The sequence below is a fragment of the Brasilonema sennae CENA114 genome (assembly GCF_006968745.1).
Classification (GTDB): Bacteria; Cyanobacteriota; Cyanobacteriia; order Cyanobacteriales; family Nostocaceae; genus Brasilonema; species Brasilonema sennae.
In genome coordinates this window covers 6,125,027-6,146,113 of the sequence record NZ_CP030118.1, presented here as the reverse complement: position 1 = coordinate 6,146,113, position 21,087 = coordinate 6,125,027, and the positions used below count along the sequence as shown (strand labels likewise).

The 21,087-nt window shown below is 42.2% G+C and carries 18 protein-coding genes and 1 pseudogene; 8 read left to right on the top strand and 11 right to left on the bottom strand.

All coding sequences use genetic code 11. The annotated features are described in order from the left end of the window. Positions 1-547: 547 nt before the first annotated feature. The 4 genes and pseudogenes from DP114_RS25580 to DP114_RS25565 all read right to left on the bottom strand — a co-directional run bounded on the left by DP114_RS25580 (position 548) and on the right by DP114_RS25565 (position 5,672). Positions 548-2,116, bottom strand: a complete 1,569-nt coding sequence (locus DP114_RS25580; RefSeq protein ID WP_171977453.1) for a SulP family inorganic anion transporter — start codon at positions 2,114-2,116, stop codon at positions 548-550. A gap of 384 nt (positions 2,117-2,500) precedes the next feature. After that, positions 2,501-3,172, bottom strand: coding sequence for a response regulator transcription factor (locus DP114_RS25575; protein ID WP_171977452.1), 672 nt, complete (start codon positions 3,170-3,172; stop codon positions 2,501-2,503). Further along, on the bottom strand, positions 3,169-4,650 hold the full coding sequence (locus tag DP114_RS25570; protein WP_246162766.1) for a sensor histidine kinase: 1,482 nt from the start codon (positions 4,648-4,650) through the stop codon (positions 3,169-3,171). The genes DP114_RS25575 and DP114_RS25570 overlap by 4 nt, the downstream gene beginning before the upstream one ends. Positions 4,651-5,106: 456 nt before the next feature. Beyond that, positions 5,107-5,672 (bottom strand): annotated as a pseudogene (locus tag DP114_RS25565) (Uma2 family endonuclease). 357 nt (positions 5,673-6,029) lie between these two features. Here DP114_RS25565 and clpB point away from each other — a divergent pair. The 3 genes from clpB (at position 6,030) to DP114_RS25550 (ending at position 9,279) form a co-directional block, all read left to right on the top strand. Continuing rightward, the gene (gene clpB / locus DP114_RS25560) at positions 6,030-8,669 is read left to right on the top strand and encodes an ATP-dependent chaperone ClpB (protein ID WP_169266995.1); all 2,640 of its coding nucleotides are present in this window, start codon (positions 6,030-6,032) and stop codon (positions 8,667-8,669) included. Between the two features lie 173 nt (positions 8,670-8,842). Beyond that, positions 8,843-8,989, top strand: coding sequence for a type II toxin-antitoxin system HicB family antitoxin (locus DP114_RS25555; protein WP_246162764.1), 147 nt, complete (start codon positions 8,843-8,845; stop codon positions 8,987-8,989). A gap of 110 nt (positions 8,990-9,099) precedes the next feature. Then, positions 9,100-9,279 carry a type II toxin-antitoxin system HicA family toxin gene (locus tag DP114_RS25550; RefSeq protein WP_318284524.1) on the top strand — a complete coding sequence of 60 codons (180 nt, stop codon included), beginning with the start codon at positions 9,100-9,102 and terminating at the stop codon, positions 9,277-9,279. On the opposite strand, the gene DP114_RS25545 is transcribed toward DP114_RS25550, so the two are convergent. Next, positions 9,263-9,478, bottom strand: coding sequence for a hypothetical protein (locus tag DP114_RS25545; RefSeq protein ID WP_169266996.1), 216 nt, complete (start codon positions 9,476-9,478; stop codon positions 9,263-9,265). The two genes, DP114_RS25550 and DP114_RS25545, sit on opposite strands and share 17 nt — an antisense overlap. 262 nt (positions 9,479-9,740) lie before the next feature. Here DP114_RS25545 and DP114_RS25540 point away from each other — a divergent pair, with 262 nt between their 5' ends. Beyond that, entirely contained in the window at positions 9,741-10,010 is a 270-nt protein-coding gene (locus tag DP114_RS25540; RefSeq protein ID WP_169266997.1) for a GlsB/YeaQ/YmgE family stress response membrane protein, read from the top strand. A gap of 216 nt (positions 10,011-10,226) precedes the next feature. Here DP114_RS25540 and DP114_RS25535 read toward each other — a convergent pair whose 3' ends face one another. Genes DP114_RS25535 through DP114_RS25525 form a run of 3 tightly spaced genes read right to left on the bottom strand, consistent with a single transcriptional unit; the run spans position 10,227 to position 14,506 of the window. Continuing rightward, on the bottom strand, positions 10,227-12,677 hold the full coding sequence (locus tag DP114_RS25535) for a protein kinase domain-containing protein (protein ID WP_171977451.1): 2,451 nt from the start codon (positions 12,675-12,677) through the stop codon (positions 10,227-10,229). 21 nt (positions 12,678-12,698) lie between these two features. After that, positions 12,699-13,715, bottom strand: a complete 1,017-nt coding sequence (locus DP114_RS25530) for a DUF1822 family protein (protein ID WP_171977450.1) — start codon at positions 13,713-13,715, stop codon at positions 12,699-12,701. Then, entirely contained in the window at positions 13,712-14,506 is a 795-nt protein-coding gene (locus DP114_RS25525; protein WP_169267000.1) for a hypothetical protein, read from the bottom strand. The genes DP114_RS25530 and DP114_RS25525 overlap by 4 nt, the downstream gene beginning before the upstream one ends. Before the next feature lie 110 nt (positions 14,507-14,616). Here DP114_RS25525 and DP114_RS25520 point away from each other — a divergent pair, with 110 nt between their 5' ends. Then, a complete protein-coding gene (locus tag DP114_RS25520; RefSeq protein WP_169267001.1) occupies positions 14,617-14,808 on the top strand; it encodes a hypothetical protein in 192 nt (63 codons plus the stop codon). Here DP114_RS25520 and ilvC read toward each other — a convergent pair whose 3' ends face one another. The 3 genes from ilvC to DP114_RS25505 all read right to left on the bottom strand — a co-directional run bounded on the left by ilvC (position 14,809) and on the right by DP114_RS25505 (position 17,755). Beyond that, the gene (gene ilvC, locus DP114_RS25515; RefSeq protein WP_169267002.1) at positions 14,809-15,801 is read right to left on the bottom strand and encodes a ketol-acid reductoisomerase; all 993 of its coding nucleotides are present in this window, start codon (positions 15,799-15,801) and stop codon (positions 14,809-14,811) included. An 80-nt stretch (positions 15,802-15,881) separates the two neighbouring features. After that, positions 15,882-16,505: a hypothetical protein gene (locus tag DP114_RS25510; RefSeq protein WP_171977449.1), complete on the bottom strand. Its 624-nt coding sequence runs from the start codon at positions 16,503-16,505 to the stop codon at positions 15,882-15,884. A gap of 383 nt (positions 16,506-16,888) precedes the next feature. Beyond that, positions 16,889-17,755: an aldo/keto reductase gene (locus DP114_RS25505; protein WP_171977448.1), complete on the bottom strand. Its 867-nt coding sequence runs from the start codon at positions 17,753-17,755 to the stop codon at positions 16,889-16,891. 106 nt (positions 17,756-17,861) lie between these two features. Between DP114_RS25505 and DP114_RS35840 the strand changes: the two genes are divergently transcribed. The 3 genes from DP114_RS35840 (at position 17,862) to DP114_RS25495 (ending at position 20,760) form a co-directional block, all read left to right on the top strand. Then, the gene (locus DP114_RS35840; RefSeq protein ID WP_256379412.1) at positions 17,862-17,984 is read left to right on the top strand and encodes a hypothetical protein; all 123 of its coding nucleotides are present in this window, start codon (positions 17,862-17,864) and stop codon (positions 17,982-17,984) included. Beyond that, the gene (locus DP114_RS25500) at positions 17,947-18,909 is read left to right on the top strand and encodes a DUF4349 domain-containing protein (protein ID WP_171977447.1); all 963 of its coding nucleotides are present in this window, start codon (positions 17,947-17,949) and stop codon (positions 18,907-18,909) included. Before DP114_RS35840 ends, DP114_RS25500 begins: the two co-directional genes overlap by 38 nt. 318 nt (positions 18,910-19,227) lie before the next feature. Continuing rightward, positions 19,228-20,760, top strand: coding sequence for a SagB/ThcOx family dehydrogenase (locus DP114_RS25495; protein ID WP_171977446.1), 1,533 nt, complete (start codon positions 19,228-19,230; stop codon positions 20,758-20,760). Positions 20,761-21,087: the final 327 nt, after the last annotated feature.

Below are 21,087 nucleotides of genomic sequence, written 5' to 3'. Positions count from 1 at the left end.
CTACTAAAGTAGACTGAAAAGCTTATGCAGTCATCTTTTAGATGACTTTGCCTATGAGACTGGGATTTCAATCCCAGGCGGACGAGAATGCAAGGCGTGAGAATTGTGCAATATCTGAGCGTACTTGGGCGAGGTGCAAGATTTGAAATTAACTATCGACAATGCTTGAAGCGATAAGCCTTTTGACTTGGGCGTGAGGCAACGACTGTGAACTCAGCCGAACCGCGCTCAGTCGTTCGCGCAGCGTGCGCTTTGCGCATACGCTTGACGCTACGCGTATCGCACTTCGCGCAGACGCCCTTTGCGTATTGCTAGCAAAGGTACGAATATAGGAGGCGGAACCTCTTTTGAGAAGATTCCCAGGCTGAGTCTGGGAACGAGAATCAAGTGCAGTACGTTTGTTTTTACCAGGCGTCATTAAAGACAAAAGTTTGGGCAAACTAAAACAAACAATAGTATTAAGTAATGTGAACATTACTGCATCTATCGTATTCATACACAATTTCCTTTTTGTTGAAATACACGTTGAGGGTGAGAGTGAAAACTGTTAGACAGTTAAGTGCGATGGGCTTGGCTTGTCCTCTTCGGGCGAACGCCCAGAGACAAGTGGTTTGCTGTAGCGTTCTACCAACCGATCCCATTGCATGATCACAGTGCTTCCTTGGTTTTCCTGTTGCTTTTCCCACATCGACAAAAAGTCAAGACAGGAATGGTCAATATAGCTCAGCATCTGTAGGTGGATATGAATTTCCTTGCCTGGGGAAATCTGTTCAAGGACTTTGGCAAGATGAGGTAGGCGAATAAATGTAGCCATACCTTCCAAATACACATCAATGCGGTAATCGTTTACGTCCGCTACGACATGGATAGAGAGCTGGGAAACTTTGTATATTAACTTAACTGCTGACAGCACAAGACCAAGTAATACGCCAAACAGTAAGTCAGCAGTAAGAATTCCGCCTAAGGTGGCAAAGTAGATGAATACAGGGATACGCCCGTATCGTTGCAGCTTGCGGATATTCTCTACTTTCACCAGCTTGTAGCCTGTAACCACCAGAATCGCCGCGAGGCTGGAAGTGGGAATGAGATTTAGTACCGAAGGCGCAATACCAACAAGAGCGAATAGCCAGACTCCGTGAAGAATCGCAGATAATCTGGTTTTGGCTCCTGCTTCCACGTTAACAGAACTGCGGACAATCACACCCGTCATTGGTAGCGCTCCTAATGCGCCGCAAATTATGTTACCAAAGCCTTGGGCTGCGAGTTCGCGGTCGAAGTCAGTTTTTGATTCGTGCTGAAGTCGATCTACCGCCGCCGCTGAGAGTAGGCTTTCTGCACTGGCGATAAAGGCGAGTGCTACGGCTTCCAACAGCAAAGATGGCTTGAATACACCAATCAAGTTCTCTAACTTTGGCAGGTGAATCGTGCTGACAAGATTATCGGGTACATTGACGTACTGAATAGGCAACTTCATCACAGTGGCGATCGCAGTTGCAATCACAACAGCAATCAGGGAGCCTGGTAGCAATTTTAATTTTTCTGGCTTGAACTTTTCCCAAACAAGAAGGCTAATAATGGTAATTAAAGCTACACTTCCTGCAATAAAATGGCTGTTACCTGTAGCAGGATAAATTGACTTGTACAACTCGCTGGGAATAGAAAGTAAGTTATTGATTCCATGAGCACTGGGCTTACTATCAAACATCACATGGAATTGAGAAGCAAATATCAGTACACCGATCCCTGCTAGCATCCCGTAGATGACTGCGGGAGATATTGCTCGGAAAACCTGTCCCAGTTTGAACATCCCCGCGAGTAACTGCACTAAACCCGCGAGTATAAGAACCGGTCCTAGCATTTCAATGCCATGCTCTTGAACCAATTCCCAAACTATAACAACAAGCCCAGCTGCCGGTCCACTTGCCTGTAATGGAGAGCCAGCAACAGTTCCGACAATCATTCCGCCAACAATTCCTGTGATGATTCCTAACTCTGGAGGAACCCCTGAAGCGATCGCAATTCCCATGCACAGTGGTAGAGCAACGAGAAACACAACTACGGACGCCACTAGGTCGTTGACGATGGAGCGTTTAGCTTTGAGGTCTCTGATTGTCATCTTCCTTTTTCCGTATTTCAGATTCAGTATTTCTACAGCCTTAAAAGTTATACTAATCACAACACATTTTTATAATAATATTGTTCAACCAGCATCCTCTACTTGTTGAGCAAAATAACCTAAATTTTTCCACCTAGCATCTAAGCCAATATGTACATACTTTACTGACGCTCAAAATGGCATCTCACACCTTATTAACTGATACTAAGTTGTAGTTATCAGTAATACTATTCTTGGTTTCTTGATACTAGTTCGCATTTTGACGCAACTTGTATGAAGCTGAAAAAATGTAGGTGATAATCAACAGACCCTGATTACTATAGTTACCCTTAATATCTTGTACAATACTTATTAATTCTTTATGAAAACTTGATGAGAAAAATTTCATGTTCGCAGTCGATAGCCCATACCCCTGACTGTTTCGATGTAGTCGTGACCTAGCTTTTTGCGCAGGGAACCAACGCAGACATCAACAACATTAGAACCGGGATCGTAGTCATAGCCCCAAACCCGACTTAGTAGTTGCTCTCGGCTCATGACTTGCCCTGGATGACGGACAAAGGTTTCAGCCAGGATAAATTCTCGTGCTGATAACTTGAGTAGATGATCCCCAACCCAAATCTGACGTGTCAGCAAGTTTAGCACAATCTTGCCTGTTTTAAGAATCGTTTCTTCCTGTCGTCTAACCAAACGATTGTCGCGTAACCGCGCCCGTACCCGTGCTAGCAGTTCTTCAAACCGAAAGGGTTTTGTGATGTAGTCGTCAGCGCCACCTTCTAGTCCGGCAACCTTATCGCTGACGTCGTCACGAGCGGAGAGGATTATGATAGAGATCTGTTCGCCCTGACCGCGTAATTCTTCCAATACCATCCAACCATCTTTGCCAGGCAGACCAATGTCAAGGAGCAGGAGGTTAAAATCCCCAGTTTGAGCCATGCTCAACGCTTCATGACCATCTTTGGCAATTGCGGAAGAAAACCCCGACGCCCGTAACCCTTTTTCTATGAAAGTGGCTATGCGCGGTTCATCTTCAGCAATCAGAATCCGATCAGTCATACAGAATCTCCAAAGGGTGGATCTAGTGGAATGATAAGAGTGAATGTAGAACCTTCACCGAGTTTGCTTTTAAGTTCTACTCGACCGCCATGTGCTGTTGCGATCGCTCTTACGATAGACAATCCTAAACCAGCGCCTTCAGAACGGCGATAACTATGGGAGCCACGGGCAAAGCGCTCGAAAATTCGCTCTTGATCGGTAGGAGCAATACCAACGCCTGTGTCACGCACCCAGAAATAAGCATAACCGTTCAAAACTTCTGAACCAAGGGCAATGACATCTCCATCACTGGTGTACTGCGTAGCATTCTGAGCCAAGTTCATGATAGCCTGAGTCAGACGCTGGCGGTCAGCCACAATCAGCCCTACACCCTTGTTTTCCAAACGCCAGTCTCGCTGAGCTAAAGCCGTCGCTTTAGTATATAGTTCCCCAATTAATAAACTAATATCCACCGTTTGTAGGTTTAAAAAATTTGGTTGCTCTGCCTTAGCAAGTAATAGTAAGTCATCGACAAAGCGACTCATGCGATCAAGCTCATCAGTCACTAATTCCACTGTTTCACGTCGTTCTTGGGGATCGTCACCCAGTAGTTCCAAATGACCTCGGATAATTGTGATTGGTGTGCGCAGTTCATGACTTGCATCGTTGATGAAGTTTCGTTGACTGGCAAAAGCAGTCTCAAGACGATCTAACATCTGGTTGAACGTGATGCTCAGTTCGGCAATTTGGTCTACTCCCTGCACGGGGATGCGTCGAGATAAGTCAGATTCGGTAATCAAGTGGGCTGTTTCAATGAGTAAGCTTAGGGGAGCCAATAACCGTCCAGCTACTATCCAAGCCAGCACCGATGCTATGGCTAGAACAGCTATTGTCACCTGAATAACGACGACAACGGCTCTGTTCACCTGCTGATGAGCGCTACTAATAGAGTAAATGACCACAAAGACACCCTGAGTCTTGCCTTTGAGTATTGGCTCAGCCACATAGTAGATAGTATGATTTGAGATGAATTCCTTACCTTGTTTGGGTTGTTTGAGTTTCAGCCAGTGTTCAATAAGGGCTGAATTGGGCTTTAAAGCAATTGGCAAAACTTGCGGACTAGATTTGTACAATTTCTCATTCAACAGCGTAATCAAAAAGGCGTTTTCATGGGGAATGTTGCGGGACAAGAACACATCAAAAATGGCTGCAACATCATCCCCGAAAGGTTGAGCCGTGCTTGGGTTTTTTCCCTGAGTTAATCGTCTAAACTCCTCTACCTCCTGGGTAAGATACTTTTCAATCTCCTGTTCGAGTCGGACAACCAGAATCTCACGAATTGCTAAAACAGAAACTAATGTGGAAAATGCCATCAGCGCAACATACCAAATCAGGATGCGTGTGCGAACGCCAAAGAAGATTGTGCGCCATCCAGGAAATCGGTTTTTCTTTATAATTTGAGTATTTTGATTACTGCTCGTAAATATTTTTGGAGCCATGAGCCGATTAAGACGGTTGTATTGCAAAAATTCTTTGAGGATAGTAGATCCTGTGAAGTGGGATTTGGTTATGAGTAATTGTAGCTATAAGCAGTTGACATAGATGACACTTTTACTAAATTAGCATCACTTCTTGCAACGCGCGAACGCTACGTTCAGCATGACAATAACAGGACTTACGCAAACAAACCCGGTTTCTACCAAAAATCGTCTGTTTCGCAACCAAATACGAACGAAGAAACCGGGTTTCACAGCAGATGGTGCGTAAGTCCTAAATAAGACACGCTTTTAAAACATCCTCAGGAAATCAGGTTTGAGGCTGGTTTCGATCACGATATCGGATTCAGGGAGGAATTCAACCGCTGTTAGGGGGTGCGAATGTCTGAAGTGAGGTTAAATAATGCTTCTTTGTCGATGCGCGCTTAGAGTTCGAGATTGACACCTGATCTGTGTTGGCTAATCACCGGACATCTTCAGCCAACCAAAAATCCTATCTACTGTTAAGTCTAAGTCAATATTCTCTAATACTGACAAGCGATCGCTACCTAATAATAATTCTGGTTGTTGACCTGGTTGAAAGACTAAAATAGACCATCTGCTGGATCGATTAACCATCCTAGCTGACAACCATGTTGTAAGCAATAAAGAATATTCCCAATTACCTGATTTGAGCTTTGTTCTGGGGAGAGGATTTCAATTGTCCAATCTGGGTACAAGAAAAAATCATTGGGAACTTCCCCATCGGTATCAAAGGGAATTCTTGACCATTTAAAAACTGCTATATCAGGTACAATGGAGCGTTTACCAAAGCTACAGCGCAATTCTGGGAAGGCATAAGCAATTTTCTGGTTTTCTGTGTTCTCGTTGATCGTATTGCAAAGCCTTAAGTGTAAACGGCTGTGTTTTCCTTTGGGCATTGGCTTTTGTACAATCTCGCCGTTGATGTATTCTAGGCTTGGCTTTGTTTCTGGGAGCTTCAGAAATTCTCCCAAGCTATCTGTTGGGGTAATTGTAACTGTCATGGCTCCTGATTTTGTTGGTAAATATTATTCGATTTTAGCATTAGAGTGGGCGATCGCTTCCATTGATATAGGATTGGTGCATACTTAGATCGCATCGCACTCCTGATAAGAGAATATTTTAAAATCAGCAACGCCAGCTCCTATTGTGTATTCTGTATTCTGCCTTAACGCGTTCTGTGTTCTGCGTTGTTCTTACTGCAAAGACTGATTGGACGGAAATACCACTCAAGAAAGACGTGAACACCGATCCAGTCACTTGCCTCCCTCTTTTTACAATGGCGATATACGAACAAACTATACACTTGTTCTATCTGCACCATTAGTGCGCCTAAAGTCACTCGCCAAGTCATTAAGCCTATGCAACCAACTAATCCAAACCAATTTACAGAAAAAGCGTGGGAAGCGATCGCCCACACCCCAGATATAGCTAAACAATATCAACAACAGCAGATTGAAAGCGAACACCTAATGAAAGCACTGCTGGATCAAGAAGGACTAGCCAACGGTGTTTTTACCAAAGCGGGTGTGAATCTGCAAAAACTGCGCGACAAGAGCGAAGAATTTATTCAAACTCAGCCCAAAGTATCTGGTAGCAGTAGTTCTGTGTACTTAGGACGCAGTTTAGATACTCTTCTTGACCGCGCTGACGGTTATCGTAAGGAGTTACAAGACGAGTATATCTCTATCGAACACTTGTTACTAGGTTACGCTAAAGATGACCGTTTTGGTAAAAAATTGTACCAAGAATTTGGGTTAGACGAAAGTAAGCTTAAAAATATTATTAAACAAATTCGTGGGAGCCAAAAAGTGACCGACCAAAATCCAGAAGGTAAATACCAATCACTGGAAAAATATGGGCGTGACCTGACAGAAGCTGCCCGTCAAGGTAAACTTGACCCAGTGATTGGACGTGATGATGAAATTCGCCGCACTATTCAAATTCTCTCGCGTCGTACCAAGAATAACCCTGTGTTGATTGGTGAACCAGGCGTTGGAAAAACTGCGATCGCCGAAGGACTCGCACAACGTATCATAGCTGGTGATGTACCTCAGTCCCTCAAAGACCGCAAACTCATAGGTTTAGATATGGGTGCTTTGATTGCGGGGGCAAAATTCCGGGGTGAATTTGAAGAACGCCTGAAAGCAGTTTTAAAAGAAGTAACCGAGTCGAACGGTAATATAGTTTTATTTATTGATGAAATTCATACCGTTGTTGGTGCTGGTGCGACTCAAGGCGCAATGGACGCTGGTAACTTGTTAAAGCCGATGTTGGCGCGGGGTGAGTTGCGCTGTATTGGTGCGACAACCCTAGATGAGTACCGTAAATATATTGAAAAAGACGCTGCTTTGGAAAGACGCTTCCAGCAGGTTTATGTGGATCAGCCCAGCGTGGAAGATACCATTTCCATTTTGCGCGGCTTGAAAGAACGGTATGAAGTTCACCACGGGGTGAAAATTTCTGATAGTTCTTTAGTTGCAGCTGCGACATTGTCGAGTCGATATATTAGCGATCGCTTCCTACCAGACAAAGCCATTGACTTAGTAGACGAAGCTGCAGCACGCTTGAAAATGGAGATAACCTCCAAACCCGAAGAACTCGACGAAATTGATCGTAAGATTCTGCAACTAGAAATGGAGAAGTTGTCACTGCAAAAAGAAAGCAATTCAGCATCCAGAGAACGTCTAGAAAGACTAGACAAAGAACTTGCAGATCTTAAAGAAGACCAAAGAACACTCAATACTCAATGGCAGTCTGAAAAAGACATTATCACGAAAATTCAGTCTGTCAAAGAAGAAATTGACCGCGTTAACTTGGAAGTTCAACAAGCAGAACGCGACTACGACCTGAACCGCGCTGCTGAGTTAAAATACGGTAAGTTAACTAGTTTGCATCGCGATTTGGAAGCAGTAGAAACTGAACTTGCTCAAGCACAACGCAGTGGAAAATCTTTATTACGCGAGGAAGTCACTGAAGCTGACATTGCGGAAGTCATTTCCAAGTGGACGGGAATTCCCATCAGCAAGCTTGTAGAATCAGAGAAAGAAAGACTCCTGCACTTAGAAGATGAGCTGCACCATCGCGTGATTGGACAAGAAGAAGCAGTCAGCGCTGTAGCAGATGCTATTCAACGTTCTCGCGCTGGACTTGCTGATCCGAATCGTCCGATCGCAAGCTTTGTTTTTCTTGGTCCAACGGGTGTTGGTAAAACTGAACTCGCGAAAGCTTTGGCGTCTTATATGTTCGACACCGAAGAAGCGCTGGTGCGAATTGATATGTCCGAGTACATGGAGAAACACGCCGTTTCCAGACTCATCGGTGCGCCTCCAGGATACGTCGGTTACGACGAAGGCGGACAACTGACTGAAGCAATTCGTCGTCGTCCCTACGCAGTGATTTTGTTCGACGAAATCGAAAAAGCACACCCAGACGTCTTTAACATATTCTTGCAAATTCTTGATGATGGTCGAGTCACTGATGCTCAAGGACATACGGTAGACTTCAAAAATACTGTGATCATCATGACCAGCAACATCGGTTCACAGTATATCCTAGATGTGTCAGGAGATGACTCGCGTTACGATGAAATGCGCCATCGGGTAATGGAAGCAATGCGAAATAGCTTCCGTCCAGAGTTCCTCAATCGTATCGATGAGATTATCATCTTCCACAGTTTGCAAAAACAAGAATTGCGTCGAATTGTACAGTTGCAAGTTGGTAGACTACAGCAAAGATTGAGCGATACCTCCGGTGGGCTTCGCCAACGCAAGATGTCTCTCAAACTTTCCGATGCTGCTCTTGACTTTTTAGCAGATGTAGGCTATGATCCAGTCTTCGGAGCACGTCCGCTGAAGCGAGCAATTCAACGTGAGTTAGAAACTCAGATTGCCAAAGCTATCTTGCGTGGAGAATTTAATGATGGGGATACCATCTTTGTGGATATCGAGAATGAGCGGCTTGCCTTCAAGCGCTTACCAGTGCAGGTGTTTACAGCTTAATTAGGCGAAGAAAAAATCTTACGCAAAGGTGCAAAATTTGATCAGAGCACCTTTGCGTTTTTTTTGGTATGGAAATCATGGTAAAGGTGGCGATACGCGCAGCGTCAAGCAGGAAACTTATCGCTTTTGTGACATTATGAGAAGATAGAAGAAAAATCCAAGCGTAGTTCCTTATGAGGCGAGAATTTAATGTCATTATTGAGCGGGATGCGGATGGCTACTTTGTTGCTTCCGTCCCTGCGCTTCCTGGGTGTCATACGCAAGCTAAATCTTTAGATGAGTTGACAGACCGCATCCGAGAGGCATCAAACTCTGTTTAGAATTTGAGGAGGAACAGCAGAATTCGCTAGATTTTGTAGGTATTCAGCGAGTTTCGGTTGAAGTATGACTCAACTACCAAGTGTAACGGGACGCGAAGTTATTGCGGCTCGTGGGTATTGTGGGTTTTGAAATTGCTAGAGTCCGTGGAAGTCACCATATTCTGATACATAGCGACGGGCGTCGGACGGTAGTTCCTGTGCATTCTGGTGAAACAATTGGTCGTGGTTTGCTGGCACAAATACTACGTGATTGCCAGATAACTCGTGAGGAGTTCAGAATGCTATTGTGATAGACGTTTTAAGATTTGGATGGTGTTTGGTAAATAAATCCTTTTCAACCATAAACTCAGTCAGAACCAAACCTAAAGCCATAATTACAACAATTACAACTACAATCCCAGCCACACCTGCTCCAAAAACAGCCATAACCATAAACTCAACTGAAGCCCCACAAACAGCCCCCACAAACAGCCGAAATAAAAAAAGCATAAAAGGAGGTCGTGGCTTCTATTTCCTAGACTCCAATGGGCATAACTTGGAACTATTAACTCGTGCATAATGTGGTATCACCCAACAAAATTCTTACTTTAGATTGATGACAATTAATTAAGTCATACTAATATGTGACTTGCATCACTTTTCTTTTCTAACTGAAGATAAGTTCCAACTGTTTCTTATGAAAGATGAATAAAAAGTATTGGATAAGTTTAAATAGAATGCATAAAGAAAAGACACCAAAGGAGACAAAATAATGAATCTTATTGCTTGGGTCGTTTTAGGTATTCTAGCTGGCGCTATTGCAAAAGCAATCTATCCTGGTTATCAAGGTGGCGGAATATTATCGACAATAGTTCTAGGTATTGTTGGTGCTTTCGTTGGTGGAACATTGGTTAACGTACTGCAAACTGGAACATTCACACTAACTACTGCAACCTTGAGTATTCCTGGTTTGTTCGTTGCAGTGTTAGGCGCGATGATTGCTATTTTCTTGTACTATCAATTTTCCCGCAGAGCAATCTAAAAAATCATTTATTATTTTTCAACAAATAGATTTCACAAAAAATAATTTTTGCAGCATTTACCATATTGTGAAGAGCTTTGGCTTAAAAAGACATTCCCAGGCTCAACCTGGGAATAAGTCTAAAACAGAGTCCTTCGTTGTGCATCTGCAGTTAATCCTTCTTCATCCAACTGAATATAGTGCGTAAATCTTTGCTCAACTCCTCAAAGAGCAAATTTATTTTTTTTCTTGTTCTGATGTTGGTAATTGTTGATTGGGAGTAGATGATTTTGGTGCAAAGATTATAAATGTAAGTCCGGTGAGAAGTATAACCGCGATAAATGCTGCGACTAACATCCAAATTCTGCTACGATATATAGTTTTTGTTGGACTAGGAGGAGCTTGCATAACAATAGAAGTAGGAACTGGAATTCGAGTCGTCGAACGTTGTAAATCTTGTAAAACCTCTGTGGCAGATTGATATCTTTGCCTGAAGTCATAGCGTACCATTTTATATAAAATTCTAGCTAACTGAGGACTGACGTTTGCTTGACTGTACCAGCTAATCTCGCCTGTGTTGGGGTCAAGTGATAGTTTGTTAGGATGCACTCCTGTAAGAGCTTGGATGCATAAAATTCCCAGTGCATAAATATCACTGCTAAATTGTGGTTTGCCAACCATTTGTTCTGGTGGAAAATAGCCTGGTGTGCCGATGGGAACAGATTGCTCTTGAGAATTGAATGTCTCATTGCTAATTTGTTTAACTGCACCAAAGTCAATCAGAACTAACTTGCTGTCATGTTTGCGTCTGATTAAGTTTGAGGGTTTAATATCACGATGAATCACACCCCGTTTATGAACAAACTCTAGTATTTCCAGTACGTCTCGCAAAAGGAAAATCACATAGGATTCACTCATCTGTTTGCCTAAAATAATTTCTCGCCTGAGATCCTCACCCTCAATAAATTCCTGAATTAAATAAAATTCTTGGTTTTCTTCAAAGTAAGCCAATAATTGAGGAATTCGGTCATCTCTTCCCAATATTTCTAAGACCTCTGCCTCTGTATGAAATAAGCGTCTGGCAATATGGTAATGATGATCTAGTTCCCTAAAACTAAGTTGGAGTTGCTTGACAACACATAAAGTACTGAGTCGGTCTATATCTTCAGCTAGATAACTTCGACCAAATCCTCCCTGTCCTAAAAGTTTGATGATTCTGTAGCGTCCTTTCAAAATACTTCCCAAATCTACGGAAGCGATCGCAGCATGACTTTGATTGATTCCCTCAGTTGACGAAGGTATTTGCGAAGGCAGGGCGAAATTAGTTATGTCTGTAGACGGTGCTTCTAAAGCTTCACCACAGTGGATGCAAAAACGGTTGCCGATTGAATTTTCATGCCCTTGACTACAGATACGCGAAAAACCTTGGTTTGCAGCTGGCTGTTGGCTGGGAGGCGGATTGGCGATGCTTCCAGAGGAACCCGTCTTTTGGATGATTACACTTGGCATCCATGATATCTGACTTTGATTTTCAGGTTGTGACGCTTCAGTTGTTGGATTTGCCTGAGTAGGTTCTACCCCAGTGGCAATTCGACGAAATTCGTTTCCAGTTAGTGATGGTTCGGCGGGGTTTTGAAAAACTGTTGGCAACCAAGTCACACCTGGATACTTTACCTCCAGATGATGTATTCTTTCCCTAGCTCGCCTGACTGCTAGATTAACAGATCTTTCGCCAACAAACGCTTCGAGAAAACGTTGCAAAAACTTCTGTGCTACCACATCTGGCACTGGTTCCCGCATCACAATGATTTGCGGAATATGTAAATCAGCTAATTCTCTGGCGATTCCCAACCCATCACAAGAGTTGAAAATCGCTAGCTGCAAACCCTCTTCAACAGCTTCTCTCAAAGCTGGTTTTAAATCACCAATAGTAATTGTCTCATCCGGATTGAGTTCGATTAGCCCCCTTGTCCCATTTTCTTCACTTGAACTATGACCAGCGAAAAAGAATAAATTTGGGGGTCGCCTCTCAATTTCCTCGTATAAATCCTCTAATTCTGGTTCTATTAAAGGAGTAAAATCGGTATCTGTGGATAAATGTTGTTTTAGCAACTCCAAGTCTGTATTAAGTTTAATTTCAGTGATATTTCCAACTCCTTCTCGCTTGCCAAAAACTGCTAAAATTATTGGTTTTTCTCTAGAAATTATTTTTTTTTGCCTTCGCACTGGCAGACTTAAAGCCACCTCAGATCTAAGATAGTGCTGAAAAAAATCATCCCACAAATGCCAAGGCAGCCGCTGTAAATCTGAGTTTTGAGTTTTAATTATGACCCGGATTTCCTCCGATTTATCATTCAGGTTTTGGTATAAAGTTCTTGATATAGACTGCATTTGTGGGGAATTGAGCCAGTCATTCAAACTGGATTTTAGGTTTCGACTGGCTGTTTTGATTTGTGGGATGGAAGTCGTAGATCCGGCAACGTGGATGCGAGAAGATCTTAAGTTGGATACTAGACTATTGTAAGGTAGTTGCCAATTTTTATACTGTTTAAGCAACTCTGGAGCGGGAGGCAGTTTGCCATTCGCTTCTGCAAAGCCGTATTGACCTTCTGTGGCAATTTCCAGAAAAACTGGAAACCCATTTTCAAAATCACCATCTACTATATTAAGGACAACTAACTTGCTCATTGCCGCTTCTTTTAGTGAGAATTAAATAACGAAATCCTTTGTGAAACTAGCCTCACCCAACACAATTTTTAACTTGAACTGTTCTCCTGGCCGACCACCAATCTTTAATTGAATCTTGTTATCAGCATTTTTAGCTTCAATTTGCAACAGAATGTTACCATTTGTATCAAGCACAATGCTTTGCAAACCTGGTGGCAAGATGTTAGTTCTAGTAGGATGTACTTGCAGAATAATTTCTCTTTCCTGAGCAACTTTTGACACGACAGCTATAACTAAGGCTAACTCTTCATCTGTTGCTAAAGTTCCTAATGAAATCTGTTGTGCCCGCACAATTCTTTGAGAAAGTTGAGCGCTTCTTGTCGCAAAAATCAGATAAGCTTTTTCTCTTCCAAAAACTTCTTCTACTGTCTGCCAGCTTGCATCTACGAGATTTTGCAGCCATTGGCTCAAATTTACAATCGCCAGATTTTGTGTAATATCTGTTGCTTGAATTTGTAAAAAATGTGTATTATCACTAACTTGAGAAGAAGTGTTAGCAAAGCTTGATTTCAGCGCAGCTACTTTTTCCAACTCGTCTAAAAGGTTCTCTAGTGGTTGGAGTTGAGAAACTTCTATTTCTTGTGGTAACAGTCCTGCTGCATTGGCTGGAGTAAACCCCAATATATGCACTTGGTCTAGATTTTCCTCAAATAAAACTGCAACTACGCCTATGCGGTCTTCGGTTACCTCTTTTGGTAAAAAAATAATTTTGTCATCAGTTAAAACGGGGCGGCACTCTAAAGAGCCGAACTCTGGTAAAACTAAATCAGCAACATCATGAAAACGTCTGCTCACAGGATGCCAACTATTGCCTTGGCTAATATCCGTAGCTATATCCATCAGTTGCAGGAAACTATGTACAGCGTACACAGCTAGAGTATTCAGATAAACTTGTTTCCCTTTCTGGGAGGTAGCTTGTTCAACCTCAAATTGCTTCGCATATTCATAGGCAATGCTTGGCAGTGGAACGCTGATTGAAAAGGTTTGTGTATTGTTCATGGTTCTTCTTCCCTTAGATATCCAAGGTTTTTAGTAATTTCTCGTATGAGAGGTTTGCATCTTCTGTGCCAATGACTAGTCACAGTTCCAGAAGGGATGTTCAAATCCTTGGCAATTTCATGCCACTTATCTGGAGGATCTTTTAAAAAACGCCTCTTAATTAATTCTTGACAATTGCAAAAATCTATGCAATCTGGATGACAGTTTTGTAACTTTCCTTGTGGATCTTGTTCAAGATAATCTCTGAGTTTACGGTCAAGTTCGTGGCTTTTTTCGCGATTTTCTTCTTCAATGACGCGAAGTATTCCACTCAGGCGAATAGTTCCATCGATAGCGCGATCGCTGACAATTTCGTTAAAAGTTTCGCCACCTTGTTCAGTGTTGATAAGATTATCTATTGATATCTCCCGTTTTGTTTGAGGAGAAAATAATTCTATAACCTTGTATTGCAAACCTAATTTTTTGTTAATCCATAGCGTTAAACTACCTGTGAGTGTTGGTAGTACAGGGTTAAATTCGGTGCAGAGGCGATCGCGCACCTGAATTAAAATGTCATGGAGGACATCAGGATATCTTTCATGTTCATAGCCACGCCGAGGTTTGGCGAGTCCTCGTAGCTGTTGAAGTCGCTTTAGTAGAGGGATAAAGGCTTTTCGCCTTTGAAAGCTACCAGCTTTTTGTTGGCAAAACTCTGAGATTAACTGGTAAAGTTGTATGTCTTCTGGACTACCGTCTAAAATTTGACGCAGTTCTTGCAGGAGTAGACATGTAGGTTCATCCTGATTTTCCATAGATGCAGGATCAAATTAAAGAACAAAGATATATCCTCAGTATTATCTAAAAAAGCACTCACGGTACCAATACTGCTTAGTTAAGAAAAATAGAGGGTATAGGTGCAAGCGTGAAAAATAGTACAAAAAGACGTTCCCAGGCAGAACCTGGGAACAAGTCTAAAACAAGTCTAAAACAAAAAATTATCTACTTCTTATCTGCGTTCATCCGCACGGCAGGTGCTAAGAAAGCGGGAAGCCGCCTTCGGCGTCTACAAGTCGGCGCAGCCGCCCAACGCACTGCCTCGTCCATCTACGGTTAATTACTTTTTCAACCAACTAAACATAGCGCGTAAATCTTTACCCACTTCTTCAACACGATGTTCAGCCTCTTGACGACGCATTGCAGTAAATCCAGGTTTACCAGATTGGTTTTCTAAAACAAATTCCCGTGCAAATTGACCAGATTGAATTTCTTGCAGAATTTTGCGCATTTCTGCCTTGGTTTGTTCATTCACAATCCGAGGCCCGCGAGTATAATCGCCATATTCAGCGGTATTGGAAATACTGTCGCGCATTTTAGCTAAACCGCCTTCCACAACCAAGTCAACAATCAATTTGACTTCGTGGAGACATTCAAAATAAGCTAACTCTGGTTGATAACCGGCTTCCACCAAAGTTTCAAAACCAGCTTTAATTAAAGCACTTAAACCACCGCACAGAACTGCTTGTTCACCAAACAAATCGGTTTCGGTTTCCTCGCGGAAAGTTGTTTCGAGAATACCAGCGCGGGTTCCACCGATACCTTTAGCATATGCCATTGCGCGATCGCGTGCCTGACCACTCGCATCCTGAAACACCGCAAACAAACAGGGTACACCCTCCCCTTGTTCATAAGTCCGGCGTACTAAATGTCCTGGTCCTTTTGGCGCAACCATCACCACATCTACGTTCTCAGGTGGGACAACTTGACCAAAATGAATATTAAAGCCGTGGGCAAATAACAAAACATTTCCTTCTTCCAGATTGGGTTCAATGTCGTTTTTATAAACCGTTTTTTGCACTTCATCTGGCAACAAAATCATAATGAAGTCAGCAGCCTTAACAGCATCGGCAACATTTTTCACGGTTAACCCAGCAGCTTCAGCTTTCGCCGCTGACTTACTACCCGGATATAGTCCGACAATCACGTTCAAACCACTATCTTTAAGATTAAGGGCGTGGGCGTGACCTTGGGAACCATAACCAATTATGGCTATGGTTTTTTGTGCCAAAAGGTCTAAATTTCCGTCTTCGTCATAGTACATCCGGGCCATAATAGCTTCTCCAGTCAGCAAGCGTCCTGATTGATTGCAAGTTTATAATCTTACCGCAAAACTTGACCAAAACTCCTAATTCATAAGCTAGCCAGCATCCATCCTAGTGCTAATCCAAAGGCTGCGGTTCCAGTCAAAACAGCCATAGCAGCATTGAAACTCTTTAAATATTTGTTTAACCTTGTGGCGGCTTTGTTGAAAATCACTACTAAATTGCAATACAAAACTAAACGGATAATCACTTGCCAACCGATTATCATCCACAGCAAGATTATCAAAATAACTGTTAAAGCTGGAGCTACAATTCCACGGGTACTTATTACATCAATCAATAGAAAAGCGAATAATAAAATATTTATACAATACATAATTATTGTAAACTCTGAAACCTTTGGCAAATGTAAAATACATAAACTAATAGCTAAAATAGAACGTGAAAAAACTACAAAAAGTATTAATCTCCAAGTAGTCTTGGAAAGACGCCTAGAAATAATAGAAGCTAAGGGAAAAATAGCAAAATAAATGACTGTAGGCACAGAAACAACAGAAGATTGTTTTATTAACCAGCCGTCAAAAGTACTGATACTAAAAAAAGCAATTACCCAACCCCACATTTTTGATGTCGGACGAGCGAAAATTTTGTCAAAGTATTTAAGGAAATTAAGGAAATTAATGTTGCCTCTCGTTGCTTTAAAAGGGAACATAGTTTTTTAATTAGATTTTGGTTAAATTTTTCACAAGTAAAATATTCTTCCGTCTTGAGCCAAGCATGTATAGCGAACTCATGCAGTTTTTAAAAGTGTTTTTTTACGTATAATACAGCACACGAGTTAATATCAATTGAGTAATACAATAGTTTTTATTAAAGATTTTTTCTTGAGGTAAAACGTTGTCAAGCAGATTATATTAGATTTTGGGAATCATAAAACATAACAATATTTGTAAAATTGAACAAAAAAATATCAGCTTATTTTATATAGCTGATATGATACAACTTTGTATTTTAGATTCAGGTAAGATACTCAGATTTTCTCCTGAAAATATTTTGTATTGGGTTACTATGACTAAGCAAAGCAAGGAAATGTTTTTAGATTTCGCGATCTATTCTTTGCACTTCGTCATCTGATAATTTCACATCAACAGCATGTACTGTGTCTTCAATGCTGGAAGTTTTGCTTGCGCCAGGAATAGGCAATATCGCAGGCGATTTAGCACGCAACCAAGCCAGGACAATATTATAGACTGATACGCCTTTTTCTTTGGCAAGTTTGGCGATCGCCCCAATATCTTCCAAGCCATCATGGCGACGCCTACCGCCATAAGGACTCCAAGGTAGAAATGTCAAACTCTCATGCTGACAATACTCCAATACGCCATCAAATTCTGGCTGACGTTGCCAAGGGTTGTATTGATTTTGCACGGAGACAATATCAACCACATCCCGTGCCCGTTTTATTTGTTCTACAGAAAAGTTGGAAACTCCCACGAACCGAATCATTCCCGCATCCACAGCTTCTTTGGCTGGTGCGAGGGATTCCTCTATGGTATAACTTTTATCTGGTGAGTGATATTGCCACAAATCAATCGGTTTTTTACCGCCCAAAGCCTCAAAGCTGATGCGGATGGTTTCGCGTAAATGCTGTGGGTTACCGTTGGGTGTCCAATTTCCATTTGGGCGCATTAAGCCGCCTTTGGTTGCGACAACAACATGACTCACATCGCCTTTGTAGGATTCTAAAGCTTGGTGAATCAATCGCTCACTGTGGTGCTTGTCGCTTTCATCTTTGCAGTAGGAGTCGGCTGTGTCAATGAACGTGATACCCAAATCCAGGGCACGATGGATAACATCAATTGACTGTGACTCTGGGGGACGACTGCTTATTGACATTGGCATAGCCCCTAAACCAATTGCACTTACAGAGATACTTGTTTTGCCTAGCTGTTTTGTTTCCATGTTTCTCGCTTTCGTTTCTGCGTTATGAATTGGATGATAACTTCGCATTAAGAGGCTAAGAAAAACTCTGTATTTTTACCTCTGGCACGAGAGGTAGAAGAAAATTATGGTTACACAAACTGCAACAATGCAAAAAATAGGTTTTTGGTTCAGCCATACTTGGAATAAGTTCATCCATCTGTGGGTAGATTATGAGTGGCTTGAGTCAAGTAATATTTTCGATACGTAAACCAACTCTTGTTCTAAGTGTAGTGGCGGGAGGGGTTATTCTAACAAGCTGTGCTTCTGTTCCTAGTGCTGAGTCTACAAACCAAGCGTTACCTAAAGCTCAAATAAACAACCAATTGGCTGATACAGCAGCACGATCAGCACTAACTGAGGTAAGTGAAACGACATCTACAACGGCTCAAGCTGCACAACTTACCCGTTCCCCTCAACAACTCATTAAAAAGGCACTTATAACTCTGATTGTTGATTCTGTGGATAAGAGTATCGATGCTGTCTCTCAAATTATCAGTCAACAGCAAGGGGACTTAATCAAGCTAGAAGAACAACAGCCCAAAAATGAATCTGCTCGTCATACAGCAACAATACAGTTGCGAATTCCTCAAAACCTACTGGAACCGACTTTAGAGAAACTGACAAAACTAGGATCTGTCCAAAGCCGCAACATCACGGCTGTTGATGTAGGTGATCAAATTGTAGATATTCAAGCGAGATTAAGCAATTTGCGGATAACAGAAAGCAACTTACAGAAAATTATGGATCGCGCTGGTTCAGTTAGGGATGTGCTGAGTGTTGCTAAAGAACTAAGCAACGTGCGACAGTCAATAGAGCAAATTGACGCTCAGTTGAAAAACTTACAAAATCAAGTTGCTTACTCTACCATCACATTGAACATAGAAGCAGCAGTATCTGGTAACGCCCCACAGCGTACTTTTGGTTCACAAATGCAGTCAGCCTGGAATAATTCCACTCACTCTTTGGCAGAATTTACTTTTGGTTTGGTGAAGATGGGTATTTGGTTAGCTGTTTATAGTCCCTATTTGTTGATTTTGGCTGCTGCTAGCTATGGTTTGACTCGTTGGCGACGGAATAATGCACAACGTTCAGTATCAATACCAGAATCTGGTCATTCTGATAGATTGGATTAGGGGTGTCAGAGTTTGCAAAAAGAAGCACTCGCGTTCAGCACTGCCCCCAAAGCAGGCAACTGGCGTTCTGACTCAAAAATTCTTCTTTTTGACTTCTCCATACCTTCCAGAAGATTTGTAAAGAAAAAATTAAAAATTTTGAATATTAAAATTTGGAATCTTACATTTTTAATCAAAAATTAAACAACCTCTACTGCTCGTCTCCTTACTCGTTTATTCTTTAATAACCTTCTGTTTGCTCATTATTTGTACTAATTAAGACTAAATGATGATCCGATAGAATGCAAAGATATGTAGCAGAAGCATATTTAAGCTCTTATGCCAGAACTACGTCAATCAATCGCTCAGCACTACCACGAACGAACTAAGTACGACCCGCAGACTATCGCCTCAAAGAGTAAGGGCTTAAACTGGTCTAAGCAACCAGTGCCGTTCAAAGAGTACAAAATTGGCTCTACTTTTGACCTCAGGCCCTACATCCAAGAGAAAGCAGAAGCTTTTGTTGACAAGCCTGATGCACAATGGTGGCATAGGTTGTCGCGGCTGCTGTTTTGCAGCTACGGATTGACAGCAAAAATGCCTTCTATGGGAAATACGGTATATTTGAGGGCTGCACCCAGTGCGGGTGGTTTGTATCCTGCGGAGATGTATGTTGTTTCTCGTGGCACTGCGTTGTTGCCGCCGGGAGTGTACAATTACCAGTGTCGAACTCACTCTTTGATCGCTTGTTGGGAAAGTGATGCTTGGCAAAAGCTGCAAGAAGCTTGTTTATGGCATCCGACTTTGCAAAAGACGCAGTTAGGAATTATTATTACTGCAGTTTTCTATCGTTCAGCTTGGCGATATGAAGATAGAGCTTACCGAAGAATTTTTTTGGATACAGGACACTTGTTAGGTAATATCGAGTTAGCTGGCGCTATGACTCAATATCGCCCTCACCTGATTGGTGGCTTTGTAGATGAAGCGGTGAATGAATTGCTCTACATCGATTCTCAACAGGAAGGTGCGATCGCCGTGATCCCCCTAGCAGACTTGCTGGATATCAAGCAAAACATACTCACAGGACCAACAGCTTTACCCTCTGCGACAGAAACGAACTATCCTGATATTCCCGATGGTAAACTCCTGAAATATTTTCATGACTGCACGCAAATTCCACCAGGAACAACCGGTAAACTCACTTCACCTGAAGTCAAACAAGAAAAATCTTTAGAGGATAAATATAACTTCCCTTTCTGTGAAAAAATCTCTACAGTTAGCCAACCTATCCAATGGGGAGAAAAACTCGATGGATTAGAAGTGACCATTCTCAAACGGCGTTCTACCCGTGCTTACAGTGGTGATGATTTAACATTTGATGAACTAAAAGCTTTACTCGATTTTTCTTACCAACCTCAACATTATGTTGACCAAGGTTTTGATCATTCGACTGATTACTTTGACCTAAATTTAATAGAAACATTTATTGCTGTTTCTGGGGTAGAAGGTGTTGAGGCAGGGTGTTACTATTATGCGCCCAAAGCACAACAATTGCGACAAATTCGTTTTAAAAACTTCAGAAAAGAGTTACACTTCCTTTGTTTGGGACAAGAGTTAGGACGGGATGCAGCAGCAGTCGTTTTTCATACAGCTGATTTAAAATCAGCAGTCGCTCAGTATGGCGATCGCGTTTACCGTTATCTGCACATGGATGCTGGTCATTTGGGACAAAGGCTAAATCTAGCTGCTATTCGCCTTGGTTTGGGTGTTAGTGGTATTGGTGGTTTCTTTGATGACAAAGTGAATGAAGTACTTGGTATTCCTGCGGATGAAGTCGTGTTATACATGACTACGTTAGGAAGACCGAGGTAATACCAATTTAAAATCACCGATAGCGTTTGCGCAGCGTCCCTCTTAGGGACTAGCGTGCCCGTAAGCGCAAAGCGCACACTGAGTCCCAAGGGGACACGCTACGCGAACGTGAACGCGCAGCGTGTCCGTAAGGACTTAGGGCATAGATTTGAGCGGAGGTTTCCTGCGCTCAAACTTCTCTCAAAATTCAAAATTCAATCCGGAAGAAAGCCGAGACGAAACTTGGGTTTGGGAGTGTGTATCTGTCGCATTCTTTTTTCAAATTGGTATTACTCCCTTCCCGGTTCAAGATTACCTAATCTTCTTCCTTTCTTGCTATGCGCCAAG

Bases quoted from the DNA above. Each gene is read 5' to 3' on its own strand.
- clpB (WP_169266995.1), top strand. From the start codon at position 6,030: ATGCAACCAACTAATCCAAACCAATTTACAGAAAAAGCGTGGGAAGCG.
- DP114_RS25495 (WP_171977446.1), top strand. From the start codon at position 19,228: ATGCCAGAACTACGTCAATCAATCGCTCAGCACTACCACGAACGAACT.
- DP114_RS25530 (WP_171977450.1), bottom strand. From the start codon at position 13,715: ATGAACAATACACAAACCTTTTCAATCAGCGTTCCACTGCCAAGCATT.
- DP114_RS25570 (WP_246162766.1), bottom strand. From the start codon at position 4,650: ATGGCTCCAAAAATATTTACGAGCAGTAATCAAAATACTCAAATTATA.
- DP114_RS25575 (WP_171977452.1), bottom strand. From the start codon at position 3,172: ATGACTGATCGGATTCTGATTGCTGAAGATGAACCGCGCATAGCCACT.
- ilvC (WP_169267002.1), bottom strand. From the start codon at position 15,801: ATGGCCCGGATGTACTATGACGAAGACGGAAATTTAGACCTTTTGGCA.
- DP114_RS25535 (WP_171977451.1), bottom strand. From the start codon at position 12,677: ATGAGCAAGTTAGTTGTCCTTAATATAGTAGATGGTGATTTTGAAAAT.
- DP114_RS25500 (WP_171977447.1), top strand. From the start codon at position 17,947: ATGAGTGGCTTGAGTCAAGTAATATTTTCGATACGTAAACCAACTCTT.
- DP114_RS25555 (WP_246162764.1), top strand. From the start codon at position 8,843: ATGAGGCGAGAATTTAATGTCATTATTGAGCGGGATGCGGATGGCTAC.
- DP114_RS25540 (WP_169266997.1), top strand. From the start codon at position 9,741: ATGAATCTTATTGCTTGGGTCGTTTTAGGTATTCTAGCTGGCGCTATT.
- DP114_RS25545 (WP_169266996.1), bottom strand. From the start codon at position 9,478: ATGCTTTTTTTATTTCGGCTGTTTGTGGGGGCTGTTTGTGGGGCTTCA.
- DP114_RS35840 (WP_256379412.1), top strand. From the start codon at position 17,862: ATGGTTACACAAACTGCAACAATGCAAAAAATAGGTTTTTGGTTCAGC.
- DP114_RS25510 (WP_171977449.1), bottom strand. From the start codon at position 16,505: ATGTTCCCTTTTAAAGCAACGAGAGGCAACATTAATTTCCTTAATTTC.
- DP114_RS25525 (WP_169267000.1), bottom strand. From the start codon at position 14,506: ATGGAAAATCAGGATGAACCTACATGTCTACTCCTGCAAGAACTGCGT.
- DP114_RS25580 (WP_171977453.1), bottom strand. From the start codon at position 2,116: ATGACAATCAGAGACCTCAAAGCTAAACGCTCCATCGTCAACGACCTA.
- DP114_RS25505 (WP_171977448.1), bottom strand. From the start codon at position 17,755: ATGGAAACAAAACAGCTAGGCAAAACAAGTATCTCTGTAAGTGCAATT.